11 protein-coding genes are annotated in these 12,066 nt (G+C 56.3%); 3 read left to right on the plus strand and 8 right to left on the minus strand.

Annotated features, from left to right (window positions below):
- Positions 1-13: 13 nt before the first annotated feature.
- A complete protein-coding gene (manA, locus tag KGP24_RS10730; RefSeq protein WP_223563290.1) occupies positions 14-1,189 on the minus strand; it encodes a mannose-6-phosphate isomerase in 1,176 nt (391 codons plus the stop codon).
- 199 nt (positions 1,190-1,388) lie between these two features.
- On the opposite strand from manA, the gene fumA reads away from it, so the two are divergent.
- Entirely contained in the window at positions 1,389-3,035 is a 1,647-nt protein-coding gene (gene fumA / locus KGP24_RS10735) for a class I fumarate hydratase FumA (protein ID WP_032640060.1), read from the plus strand.
- A gap of 136 nt (positions 3,036-3,171) precedes the next feature.
- On the plus strand, positions 3,172-4,566 hold the full coding sequence (gene fumC / locus KGP24_RS10740; RefSeq protein ID WP_223563291.1) for a class II fumarate hydratase: 1,395 nt from the start codon (positions 3,172-3,174) through the stop codon (positions 4,564-4,566).
- Here the strand turns inward: fumC and tus are convergent, their stop codons facing one another.
- From tus to rstA, 4 genes are all read right to left on the minus strand, one after another.
- Entirely contained in the window at positions 4,567-5,496 is a 930-nt protein-coding gene (gene tus / locus KGP24_RS10745; protein ID WP_223563292.1) for a DNA replication terminus site-binding protein, read from the minus strand.
- Positions 5,497-5,569: 73 nt separating this feature from the next.
- Complete coding sequence (gene rstB / locus KGP24_RS10750; RefSeq protein ID WP_033145344.1) at positions 5,570-6,868, minus strand: two-component system sensor histidine kinase RstB; 1,299 nt, start codon at positions 6,866-6,868, stop codon at positions 5,570-5,572.
- Positions 6,869-6,977: 109 nt separating this feature from the next.
- Positions 6,978-7,238 (minus strand): hypothetical protein, encoded by a 261-nt coding sequence (locus KGP24_RS10755; RefSeq protein WP_223563293.1) that lies wholly within the window; start codon positions 7,236-7,238, stop codon positions 6,978-6,980.
- A 244-nt stretch (positions 7,239-7,482) separates the two neighbouring features.
- Entirely contained in the window at positions 7,483-8,199 is a 717-nt protein-coding gene (gene rstA, locus KGP24_RS10760) for a two-component system response regulator RstA (RefSeq protein WP_021241154.1), read from the minus strand.
- A 128-nt stretch (positions 8,200-8,327) separates the two neighbouring features.
- Here rstA and KGP24_RS10765 point away from each other — a divergent pair, with 128 nt between their 5' ends.
- Positions 8,328-8,663 (plus strand): GlpM family protein, encoded by a 336-nt coding sequence (locus tag KGP24_RS10765; protein ID WP_028017326.1) that lies wholly within the window; start codon positions 8,328-8,330, stop codon positions 8,661-8,663.
- On the opposite strand, the gene folM is transcribed toward KGP24_RS10765, so the two are convergent.
- The 3 genes from folM to ydgH all read right to left on the minus strand — a co-directional run bounded on the left by folM (position 8,660) and on the right by ydgH (position 11,934).
- Positions 8,660-9,382: a dihydromonapterin reductase gene (gene folM, locus KGP24_RS10770; RefSeq protein ID WP_223563294.1), complete on the minus strand. Its 723-nt coding sequence runs from the start codon at positions 9,380-9,382 to the stop codon at positions 8,660-8,662. The genes KGP24_RS10765 and folM overlap by 4 nt on opposite strands.
- A 39-nt stretch (positions 9,383-9,421) precedes the next feature.
- Positions 9,422-10,804, minus strand: coding sequence for an amino acid permease (locus KGP24_RS10775; RefSeq protein WP_223563295.1), 1,383 nt, complete (start codon positions 10,802-10,804; stop codon positions 9,422-9,424).
- Between the two features lie 185 nt (positions 10,805-10,989).
- Positions 10,990-11,934 (minus strand): DUF1471 family protein YdgH, encoded by a 945-nt coding sequence (ydgH, locus tag KGP24_RS10780; RefSeq protein ID WP_024909331.1) that lies wholly within the window; start codon positions 11,932-11,934, stop codon positions 10,990-10,992.
- Between the last annotated feature and the right edge of the window lie 132 nt (positions 11,935-12,066).

The following is a 12,066-nucleotide window of genomic DNA, read 5'->3' on the forward strand; positions in this document are numbered from 1 at the left end:
ATTCAGTAAGTGCTTAAAGCTTATTAAAAACGCGCGCCAGACGACCGGTGCCGCTTACGCTGACCGGTGATTCACTGGCTGCAACGAATGCTGACTCACCGGGCTTGAGCACCAGACGCTGTTCGCCTTTGCGCAGCGTCGCTTCGCCCTCCACGCAGAACAGAATCGCGGCGCTTTCCTGTGCGATGGCGGTTTCGGCCTGGCTCAGGTCGTGCAGGGAGAAGGCAAAATCCTCAACCGGAATCGGGAAGTCCAGCTCAGCGCCATTTTTCACCGGCTGAGTCAGCAGCTCCGCGGCAGGTTTCGCCACAAACTTCACGTTGGCAACCAGCTCAGGAATATCGATGTATTTCGGCGTCAGGCCCGCGCGCAGCACGTTATCGGAGTTAGCCATTACCTCCAGCGCCACGCCCTGCAGGTAGGCGTGTGGGGTTTCAGCGAACAGGAACATCGCTTCGCCCGGGTTGAGCTTCACCACGTTCAGCAGCAGAGGGGAGAACAGGCCGCTGTCGTCCGGGTAGAATTCGGCGATCAGACGGATAGTCTCCCAGGGCTCACCCTGCTGGCTGCCCAGAGCCGCTTTCAGCACCGCCAGCGCGTGAGATTTCTCTTCACCCTGCATATTCAGCAGGCTGGCAAACAGCTGGCTCAGCGCGTCCGCGTTCGGGTTTTCAAGGAAGTGGGCGATAGCCTTGTGGGCACCCGCGACCGGTTGCAGCAGAGAAACGATCTCTGAAAACTCGCGAAACGCGTTCATCGCCAGGAACGGGGTCAGCGCAAAGACCAGCTCCGGCTTGTGGTTAGGATCTTTGTAGTTACGCTCGGCGGCGTCTAACGGGATACCCGCCGCGTTCTCTTTCGCAAAGCCAATTTCAGACGCTTTCTTGTTCGGGTGAACCTGGATGGAGAGCGGCTTGTCGGCGCACAGCACCTTAAACAGGAACGGCAGTTCGCCGAAGCGCTGAGCGACCTTGTCACCCAGCAGCGCGGTTTTATCGGCGTCTATTACGTCGCGCAGGCTGCGTACCTGGCCGCTGGCGTCTTCAACTTTTGAGCTGCTCTTCGGGTGCGCACCCATCCACAGTTCTGCCATCGGCAGGTTGTTCGGGTTCGCGATACCGTAGAGATCCGTTAACGCAGTTTTACTTCCCCAGGCGTAGTTTTGCACCGAGTTAATGAGTTTTTGCATTATCAAGCCCTGATTCAATTAAGGAATTCACTCCGGGTATTAAAGCAATAAACCACATGGAAGTAACCTGTGGATGTAAAAAGTCGTACTAGTCTCAGTTTTTGTTAAAAAATTGTGTAGGATAAGCTGACTCGCTTTTAAGCCGGGCAGCGGAACATCTGCCCTGAATAAACAGACCGAAGCAGTAAGTGAGAGACCAATGTCGAATAAACCCTTCCATTATCAGGATCCTTTTCCCCTCAGTAAGGATCGGACCGAGTATTACCTGTTAACCCGCGATCACGTCTCCGTCTCTGAATTTGAAGGACAGGAGATTCTGAAGGTCGATCCTCAGGCGCTGACGCTGCTGGCGCAGCACGCTTTCCACGACGCCTCGTTTATGCTCCGTCCTGCGCACCAGCAGCAGGTGGCCGATATCCTTAGCGACCCGGAAGCCAGCGAAAACGATAAATACGTAGCTCTGCAGTTCCTGCGTAACTCCGATATCGCGGCGAAAGGCATTCTGCCAACCTGCCAGGATACCGGCACGGCGATCATCGTCGGTAAAAAAGGCCAGCGCGTCTGGACCGGCGGCGGTGATGAAGCGGCGCTGGCGCACGGCGTCTATAACACCTACACCGAAGATAACCTGCGCTACTCGCAAAACGCGGCGCTGGATATGTACAAAGAGGTCAATACCGGCACCAATCTGCCTGCACAGATCGATCTCTACAGCGTCGACGGTGATGAGTACAAATTCCTCTGTATCGCCAAAGGCGGCGGTTCGGCCAACAAAACCTATCTTTATCAGGAAACCAAAGCGCTGCTCACCCCGGGCAAGCTGAAAAACTACCTGGTTGAGAAGATGCGCACCCTCGGCACCGCGGCTTGCCCGCCGTACCATATTGCTTTTGTGATCGGCGGTACCTCGGCGGAAAGCACGCTGAAAACCGTCAAGCTGGCCTCAACCAAATACTACGACGGCCTGCCTACCGAAGGTAACGAGCATGGTCAGGCGTTCCGAGACGTGCAGCTTGAGCAGGAACTGCTGGAAGAGGCGCGTAACCTGGGCCTCGGCGCGCAGTTTGGCGGGAAATACTTTGCCCACGACGTGCGCGTGATCCGCCTGCCGCGTCACGGCGCCTCCTGTCCGGTCGGGATGGGCGTGTCCTGCTCTGCGGATCGCAACATCAAGGCGAAGATCAACCGCGAAGGCGTGTGGATCGAAAAACTGGAAAACAACCCGGGTAAATACATCCCGGAAGAGCTGCGTAAAGCGGGCGAGGGGGAAGCGGTTCGCGTTGACCTGAACCGTCCGATGAAAGAGATCCTGGCGCAGCTTTCTCAGTATCCGGTTTCGACCCGTCTCTCCCTGAACGGCACGATTATCGTGGGCCGCGACATCGCGCATGCGAAGCTGAAAGAGCGTCTGGACAACGGCGAAGGGCTGCCGCAGTACATTAAAGATCACCCGATCTACTACGCAGGCCCGGCGAAAACGCCTGAGGGGTATGCGTCCGGCTCGTTAGGCCCGACTACGGCAGGCCGTATGGACTCTTACGTTGACCAGCTGCAGGCTAACGGCGGCAGCATGATCATGCTGGCGAAAGGTAACCGCAGCCAGCAGGTGACGGACGCCTGCCACAAGCACGGCGGCTTCTACCTCGGCAGCATCGGCGGCCCGGCTGCGGTCCTGGCGCAGGGCAGCATCAAGAGCCTGGAGTGCGTGGAATACCCGGAACTGGGTATGGAAGCGATCTGGAAAATTGAAGTGGAAGACTTCCCGGCGTTTATCCTCGTGGATGACAAAGGCAACGATTTCTTCAAGCAGATCCAGTCGTCCCAGTGTTCGGCGTGCGTGAAGTAAGATAAAAAACCGGGTGGCGTAGCCGCCACCCGACATCAAAAAGAGCGCACAAAGCGCCATACCGTTTCTCAGAAGTCATCAATACTTATCCCTTAAGCATGTGAGCAATCCTTCTTTTGTTATCAAGGAGAAAGTAATGACCACGGTACGCCATGAGAAAGACTCGATGGGCGCCATCGACGTCCCGGCCGACAAGCTATGGGGCGCGCAAACCCAGCGTTCGCTGGAGCACTTCCGTATCTCGACCGAAAAAATGCCCGTCTCGCTGATTCAGGCGCTGGCGCTCACCAAACGCGCCGCCGCGAAAGTGAACCAGGATTTAGGCCTGCTGACGGCAGACAAAGCGACCGCCATCATCAACGCCGCCGACGAAGTGCTGGCGGGTAAGCATCCCGATGAATTCCCCCTCGCCATCTGGCAGACAGGTTCCGGTACCCAGAGCAACATGAACATGAACGAAGTGCTGGCGAACCGGGCCAGCGAGCTGCTGGGCGGCGTGCGCGGCATGGAGCGTAAGGTCCATCCGAACGATGACGTCAACAAAAGCCAGAGTTCTAACGACGTCTTCCCGACGGCGATGCACGTGGCGGCGGTCATCGCTATCCGCGAGCAGCTTATCCCGCAGCTCAACGTCCTGAGATCCACGCTCAACGAGAAAACGCAGGCCTTCCGCGACATCGTCAAAATTGGCCGTACGCACCTGCAGGACGCCACGCCGCTGACGCTCGGCCAGGAGATTTCCGGCTGGGTGGCGATGCTGGAACATAACCTGAAGCACATTGAATACAGCCTGCCGCATCTGGCGGAGCTGGCGCTCGGCGGGACGGCGGTCGGGACCGGGTTAAACACCCATCCAGAATACGCGGTGCGCGTGGCGGAAGAACTGGCAAACATCACCGGGCAGCCGTTCGTCACGGCGCCCAATAAGTTCGAAGCGCTGGCCACCTGCGATGCGCTGGTCCACACCCACGGCGCGCTGAAAGGGCTGGCGGCCTCGCTGATGAAAATCGCCAATGACGTGCGCTGGCTGGCCTCGGGTCCGCGCTGCGGCATCGGTGAAATCAGCATCCCGGAAAACGAGCCGGGCAGCTCAATCATGCCGGGTAAAGTCAACCCGACACAGTGCGAAGCCGTGACCATGCTCTGCTGTCAGGTGTTGGGCAACGACGTGGCCGTCAACCTGGGCGGTGCGTACGGCAACTTCGAGCTGAACGTCTATCGCCCGATGGTGATCCATAACGTTCTGCAATCGATTCGTCTGTTGGCGGACGGGATGGAGAGCTTTAACGAGCACTGTGCGGTAGGGATTGAGCCGAATCGCGAACGTATCAGCCAGCTGCTCAATGAATCCCTGATGCTGGTGACGGCGCTGAATACCCATATCGGCTACGATAAGGCCGCTGAGATCGCTAAAAAAGCGCATAAAGAGGGGCTGACGCTGAAAGCCTCCGCCCTGGCGCTGGGCTATCTGACGGAGGCGGAGTTCGACGCCTGGGTTCGCCCGGAGGCGATGGTCGGCAGCCTGAAATAATCATCCCGCCACGTACAGGTGCAGCCGCGGAATAATCAGCTGTAGCGGCTGCGCCTGAGGCCTGTAACGGTGCTGAACATTGTCCGCATCGTAATTCAAAAGCTCACCAATATCCGGCACGATGGCCCCCCGATCGGCATCATAAAGCGCAATTAGCGGCGTTGGGCAGGCATACTGCACCTGTTTTTGCTGACCGGAATACCAGACGCGGGCGATAGGCTGAACCTTCACCGGGCGCTTTATCTTGAGGCGCGTATCCGGCTGCAGCGAGGCGATGCTGTGGTACTCCTGCTCGAGGCGCTCAATCCACTGCTCACGCGACCACGGAGCGACGGTGCGCGGCGTCTTCAGGCTCTTTTCCAGCTGCGCCAGAATCTCATCCCGTGTGAAGTTTTTAATGATGTGCTTATTCGCCCAGCCGAAGCGCAGCGTGGCGGGATGGCGCAGTACCGTCAGCGTGCGATAGGCGTTCAGGGTAATCAGCCCAGGAAGCTGGCGGTGCACCCATTCAAACCGGGCGGCAGGGGCGAGGCCGGACTCGTCGGTAACGATCTTTTCAAATGCTGCTTTCAGGGTGTTGATATGGGTAATCTGGCTTTCCAGCGCGTCGCGCGTTGTCGCATCGGTTTGCAGGCAGATCACGCCGGGCAGACGCACGGCCGCCTTGCTGCTGCGGTTTTCTGACTGCTGCTGGATAAACAGGCGACGATAGTGCTTCAGCGCCAGCTCAAGGGCGGCGCTGCCGATGTGCTGTTCAACCTCGATGGTGTCCAGCGGGTCGTGTTCAGCCCCTTTAGCTACCTCGGGCAGGGTAAAGACGCGCGCGGCCAGCAGGCGGCAAGTCTGCAAACGTTCTGTCAGGGTCAGTAGCTCGTGTTCTATTTCCCGAAACGTGCTGTTCAGCCGTTCGATGAGATCGTAGGTCGCCATAAACACCCTCATTAGTTACAACATACTTATCATATAGCACAGCACGCCGGGTCAGGCCAGCGTGCGGTTTAGGTCAGGCAGGGACGGGAAGGGCGATGTTATGGTACACCGGCCAGCTAAAGCAGAAGCGCGCGCCGCCGAGCTCGCTCTCTTCACAATGCACCGTGCCGCCCATCGCCTGAGCAATAGAGTAGACGATCGCCAGCCCCAGGCCGCATCCGCCAGTGGCGCGATCGCGGCTGGGGTCGAGGCGGACAAACGGTTCAAATACGGTTTCTCGCGCTTCCGGGGCAATCCCCGGTCCGTCATCCTCCACCGTCAGGCTGGCCTGATTGCCCTGCAAATCCAGCCCAATCTGTAGCGTGCTTTCGCTGTAGCGCATGGCGTTGTTCATCAGATTGTCCAGCACGCGCTCCATCAGGCGCATATCGAGTGCGCCGTAATCACCTGGCGTGACCCGCGTTAACAGCGTGCGCTGTGGGTTCACGCTCTGGACATCATCGATATGGGTTTGTAGCCACGCGGGCAGATCTGGCGTGCTGAGGTTAAGTTCGTTTTGAGGGCGATCGAGCCGGGCGTAGGTCAGCAGCTCCTCAATCAGCGCCTCAAGCTGGCCGATATCGCGGTTCAGAGCCTGAGACTCCGCTTCCGTCAGATTCTCGCTCATCTCCAGACGATAGCGCAGGCGAACCAGCGGCGTGCGCAGCTCGTGCGCAATCCCGTCTATCAGCTGCTTTTTGCTGGCGATCAGGGCATTGATGTTATCGGCCATCTGGTTAAAGGCCACGCCCAGGCGTTCGAAGCTGGAACCGCTGTCGAAGTGAATGCGTTCGGTAAAATGTCCTTCGCCAAAACGCTGCGCGGCGGATTCCAGCTTCAGCATGTCCTGCCAGTGTGGGCGCATCCAGATAAAGACCGGAAACGCGAGCGAAATGGCGATAAAGGCCATCAGCGCCATGTCCAGCAGACGCATCTGGTGCAGATAATAGAGATAAGGCACCGGCCCGACGGCCAGCACGTAATGGCTGCGCGGAATGCGCTGGATAAAGGTGTATTTCTCATCCAGCGCGACGATGTCCCCGTCGCGCAGACGCTGCATGGCGGGCGGATCCAGCTCAAAATCTTTTAATGGCTCAATGCGTAAATCGAACGACAGATTCAGATCCAGCTCTTTGAGGGTTTTCGCCCAGTCGTGCGGCGGGATTTCTCTGAGCTCACTGCGCATCAGATAGAGCGAGCTTTTCATCAGATCGTCCAGCGACTGCCTGCCGGCGCGTTCGGCGGTGAATTTATAGACCAGCCCGACCAGCATGGTCATGACCAGGAAGCAGACAAACAGCAAAAGATAAAACTGCACAAACAGCTTTTTCATTGGATCTCACCGAAAAAACAATACATGCAGAATATACATGAAAAACCTACGGCGTTTTCATGTCTCTTTTAGCGTGTGGAACCCGTCATCTCAGTCGGGGCAGAGCGCATTACATCGCGTGCGCGCTTTTTTTTACCTTGGCGATGAGTGTTTCCGTTACGGCCAGGCATTCCGCAATGTGCGTATCAATCACGGCAGTCCCAAATTCGTTAATTAAATCCAGAAGAATTTCGAAAGACTGGATGAGTTCAAGGAGGTCAAAGAGCGCTTTTTGATCGGCGCGTGAGGGTGAGGGATGGCCAAGCGCTGCCTGATTAACAATCCATTCAAGATTGGTTTTGATGGCCTCTACTTCATAGTAGCTATACATAATGCATGAGCTTAAATCCTCATTTCAAGATTTCATGAGCGATGTTTCGTGAGAGCTTCACGGTGGATAAAAAGACGGATGTAGCCGGGGCGGTACGGGCGAAGAAAGGAGTAGTTTTAATTATGGAATAGTTCGCGTGCTTAGCAAGTTAATTGTTGCGCAAACGGATAAATAAAGGCGCGAAAGAGGGCATAGCTGTCTAATCCCTTCATTTCGCGCATGTTATGCTAACCAGATAACGGAATCAGGTTTCCCAGGCGTGCGGAGCAAACAGATAACCCTTGTTACGCACGGTTTTAATGCGGTAGGGCTCGGTAGCGTTATCCTGCAGCTTTTTGCGCAGACGCGAAATCGCCACGTCAACGCTGCGGTCCATTCCGTCATAGCTCACGCCCCGCAGGTTTTTCAGCAGCGCGTCGCGGTCCATGATTTGCCCGGCGTGCGTTGCCAGCTCCCACAGCAGGTCAAAATCTGCGGTGGAGAGGGCGATAAGCTCGCCAGAGAGCAGCACCTGGCGGTTAATGGGGTCAATAGACAGCGTACCGAAGCGCATCGCTTTGTGCGGCGTCAGAGACGGCGCGGGCGCTTCCCGTTCGATGCTGGCATGCTGGCGTAAATGCAGACGCAGGCGGGCAAGCAGGACGGCAGGCGGTGTGGTTTTCAGAATGTAGTCATTGGCGCCCATCTCCAGCGACAAAATGTGGTTCATATCGCTGTCCAGTGAGGTGAGCAGGACGATAGGGCCCTCCCACCGGGCGCGCAGGTCACGGCAGAGCGTCATACCGTCTTTGCCTGGCAACATGATATCCAGCAGCACCAGATCCGGGTTTTCACGGACGACCACCTCTTCGGCACGATCGCCGCGAGGTTCAACAATGACGTCCATATCATGTTTACCCAGATAGGCGGCGATCAGTTGCCCGACCTCTGGTTCGTCTTCAACATAAACAATCTTATTCATACAGCGTCTGTTTTCGTGAAAAAAGCCAACATACACCGCGGAACCTTAACCTTCCATTAATCTTTCAAAATTAACGCCGGTTCCGTTATTCTGGCTCATATTGTTACTTGATTGTTATAGGGAAAAGTATGGGGCTGGTGATCAAGGCCGCGCTGGGCGCGCTGGTGGTGTTACTGATTGGCATTCTGGCAAAAACGAAAAACTACTACATTGCCGGGCTGATCCCGCTTTTCCCGACCTTTGCGCTGATTGCTCACTATATTGTGGCTTCTGAGCGGGGTACGGAAGCGTTACGTACGACCATCGTGTTTGGCATGTGGTCTATCATTCCGTATTTTCTCTACCTGCTTTCGCTGTGGTATTTCACCGGTTTTCTGCGTCTTCCCCTGGCGCTGAGCGGGGCGGTGGTCTGCTGGGGACTCAGCGCCTGGGTGTTAATTTTCTTCTGGAGCCGCTTTCACTAGCGCAGCGGGCGGCCGCCGTCCACGGCAAAGGTTCTGCCGGTGACGTAGCAGCTGGTGAGCAGGTAATCCACAAGGTCGATCACCTCTTTCTCGCCCGGAGCGATTTTCATGAGCGACTTATTTAGCGCCTGCTGGCGATACTCCGCATCATCGTTTTCGTTAAACAAAATCATCGCCGGGGCGATGGCGTTCACCTTCACCTCGGGCGCGAGCTTGCGGGCAAACGAGCGCGTCATATTATCCAGTGCGGCTTTACTGGCCGCGTAGGCGATGTGCTTGTCGCTGCCGCGCTCCACCACATAATCGGTGAAGTGAATAATGTCGCCCGCCGCGTGCCCATGGCCGCGCAGCAGATCCTGCAGTGCGTGGTTAAGCAGATAAGGAGCATTGACGTGGATCTGCAGCATGGCGGAGAGCGTTTCGCTGAGTGACGTGCCGGGTTTTTCGGCACGCCATGCGCTGGCGTTATGGATAACGGCGCGCAGTCCCGTCGTGATCGATTTTACCTTTTCCGCGAAAGCCAGAATGCCTTCATCGGTTGAAAAATCAGCCTGAATGCAGACCGCCCCGGCTTTGCGTAACCCTTCAATCGACGGGTATTCCGTACGGTAGCTGACAATGACCGGATGGCGAAGGTTGAGAAAGTGATGGGCGAGGGCGAGGCCGATACGGCGGCCTCCGCCGGTAATCAGTATTGGGCGAAGCGGTGCATTTCCCATCGTATTCTCCTTTACAGTTCAACAATGGGAAAGGCGACGCTATCCCATTAACATCCAGGTTGCCGGTAGGGCAGCAACCAGTAACAGTCCAATTAATGCCATCTCACGGCGTTTCAGCGCGTTCTCCAGCTGATGCGTGCGGCGGGCATAGATAAACACCAGCAGACCCGGTGCGTACAGCACTACCGACAGCAGCAGATGCATAGGCCCGGAAGCATACAACAACCACAGGCCGTAAATACAGGCACCGACACCTACGACATAATGCGCCGGTCGTGTGGCAATTTTTAACAGATACGCACCCACTAAGAAATAGGGTACCAGAATCATCTCCGAGGCGATGGTCAGCAGGGTGTTATAGTCTGAACCTGTGAGCCAGATCAGCACCAGACAGACCTGAACGCTGATATTGGTCAGCCAGAGCGATGCCGACGGCGCGCTGTTGTTGTTTTGACGGGCGAACAGACGTGGAAACGCCTTATGCGTTGCGGCCAGGAACGGCACTTCAGCCGCCATGATGGTCCAGCTCAGGTATGCGCCGCAGACGGAGACGATCAGCCCTGCGGCAATTACCACGTCGCCCCAGGGGCCGAGCATTTTCACCATCAGGCCTGCCATTGACGGGTTACGCATTTCCGCCAGCTCAGGACGTGCCACCACGCCCAGCGACAGCAGCGTCACCAGCAGATAGACCCCGAGCGCAGCCAGTACGGCCAGCAGCGTAGCGCGGCCCACATCGCGTTTATTCCGGGCGCGAGCAGAAACCACGACCGCGCCTTCAACGCCGATGAATACCCACAGGGTAATCATCATCGTGTTTTTCACCTGCTCCCAGACGGGAACGCCCAGCGCAACGCCGCTGAAATCGAGCTTGAATACGTCCAGACGGAACGCAATAAAGGCCAGAACGATAAACAGGCCGAGCGGAACCAGTTTCGCCAGCGTCGCCACCAGGTTGATGCTGGCGGCCGTTTGTACGCCACGTAATACCAGCCAGTGGACGAACCACAGCAACACCGAGGCGCCCACAATAGACTGCCAGGTATTCCCGTCGCCAAAGAGGCGCAGCTCAGGCGTATCGGTAAAGAAACTGAGCGCCGAGAAAACAATAACCAGGTAGGAGACGTTGGCGATAACGGCACACAGCCAGTATCCCCATGCGGAACAGAAGCCAATCAGCTCGCCGAAACCTTCACGCGCATAGGTGAAAATGCCGCCGTCCAGGTCCGGGCGAATGCGGGTGAGCAGCAGCATGGCGAAGGCCAGCAGCAGTATTCCGATACCCGTAATGCCCCAGCCAATAATGAGCGCGGAAGGGCTGGCGACGGCCGCCATATTTTGCGGCAAACTGAATACGCCCGCACCCAGCATTGAGCTTAAAACGAGTGCAGTCAGAGCACTCAGGCCAAGTTTCTTTTCCATTGGCTTCCTGTTATGAAAGGTCAAAATCCAGAATAATTATTTCGCTCAGGCGCATAAAAATGGTGGATCACACTAAGGCGCGGGATTTTACGGAGTGTAACGAAAGCATGCAATGACGTGGGGCAGAAATTCAAAAAAAGTAACAAAAAAAGGCGGCATCGCGCCGCCTTTCGTAAACGATTTTGTTACTTGTACAGATCGGCGCTGATGGTCACGTTGTTACCACGTTCCTGCCACTGGCGGGTGATGTGGTAGTACTTCGCCCCTTTCTTCGCCGCACGCTTCGCGACCTGGTAAGAGACTTCCGTCATGTTGCCGTAGTTGCCGGTAAACTTGATGCTGTCGAACGGCACCATCTGCGCTGCAGTGGCGTTGTTCAGCTCTTCAATTTTGGTACCGTCAGGCAGCGTAACGGAGTAACGGCCACCTTTCGTGGACTGCGTTTCGAAGAAACGGCCCACTTCAGCGCTTGGGGCCGCCGTCGTTGCTACGCCTGGAATTTCAACTTTCTTCGCTTCTTCGCCGCCTTTTGCTATAGCCGCGCGGCCTGCTTCTGAATTCGCCGGGATGGCATCCGGGCTCTGCAGAACACGTTTTTTCGCATCTTTTTTATAGATGAACGCGGTAATGCGCTGGTTGCCACCCTGGTTAGCATCGACCTGACGCACGATGAAGAAAGAGTAGGCCCCTTTCTCTTTCGCGGCTTTGGTAATGGCATCGTTAACTTCAGGCTGGCTGCGATAGAAGCCCTGAACGGTGACGGTGTCGTAAGGTTCCAGCTCAATTGCCTGATCTTTCGGCAGTTCAACAACACCGTTGATCACGCGATTTTTCGGTGCGTCAGCTTTTGGCGCATTGTCTTTGAACAGCGCAATGGTCACGCGCTGGTTACCGCTGTTGCCGTAATCGGACTGGTCAACGACATAAAACGAGGCTGCCCCGTTTTTATCAGCAGCTTTTGATGCCGCGGCGACGGCGTCGCCAATAGAATTATAACGACCCACAATGACCGTATGGTCAAAAGGTTTTAACGCTGCCGCTTGCTCCGGCGTTAACTCTGTTGCGGCATTCGCAGACAGGGCGGTCGCGGAAAGAAGTGCGGACGCCAGGAGTGTGTTCTTAAGCTTCATAAAAATGATCCTTCGCCTTGCGCAAACCATGTACTGGTATTGTTGTTAATTTGAGACGGTCCCGATTATTGCATTTAAAACCCGTCGCTGTCTGCGCCATTTTTCACTGCCTGTGCTTACTGAATCACCGAA

The organism is Enterobacter sp. JBIWA008, from assembly GCF_019968765.1.
GTDB lineage: Bacteria > Pseudomonadota > Gammaproteobacteria > Enterobacterales > Enterobacteriaceae > Enterobacter.

Bases quoted from the DNA above. Each gene is read 5' to 3' on its own strand.
- fumA (WP_032640060.1), top strand. From the start codon at position 1,389: ATGTCGAATAAACCCTTCCATTATCAGGATCCTTTTCCCCTCAGTAAG.
- KGP24_RS10755 (WP_223563293.1), bottom strand. From the start codon at position 7,238: ATGTATAGCTACTATGAAGTAGAGGCCATCAAAACCAATCTTGAATGG.
- KGP24_RS10765 (WP_028017326.1), top strand. From the start codon at position 8,328: ATGGGGCTGGTGATCAAGGCCGCGCTGGGCGCGCTGGTGGTGTTACTG.
- tus (WP_223563292.1), bottom strand. From the start codon at position 5,496: ATGGCGACCTACGATCTCATCGAACGGCTGAACAGCACGTTTCGGGAA.
- ydgH (WP_024909331.1), bottom strand. From the start codon at position 11,934: ATGAAGCTTAAGAACACACTCCTGGCGTCCGCACTTCTTTCCGCGACC.
- manA (WP_223563290.1), bottom strand. From the start codon at position 1,189: ATGCAAAAACTCATTAACTCGGTGCAAAACTACGCCTGGGGAAGTAAA.
- KGP24_RS10775 (WP_223563295.1), bottom strand. From the start codon at position 10,804: ATGGAAAAGAAACTTGGCCTGAGTGCTCTGACTGCACTCGTTTTAAGC.
- folM (WP_223563294.1), bottom strand. From the start codon at position 9,382: ATGGGAAATGCACCGCTTCGCCCAATACTGATTACCGGCGGAGGCCGC.
- rstA (WP_021241154.1), bottom strand. From the start codon at position 8,199: ATGAATAAGATTGTTTATGTTGAAGACGAACCAGAGGTCGGGCAACTG.
- rstB (WP_033145344.1), bottom strand. From the start codon at position 6,868: ATGAAAAAGCTGTTTGTGCAGTTTTATCTTTTGCTGTTTGTCTGCTTC.
- fumC (WP_223563291.1), top strand. From the start codon at position 3,172: ATGACCACGGTACGCCATGAGAAAGACTCGATGGGCGCCATCGACGTC.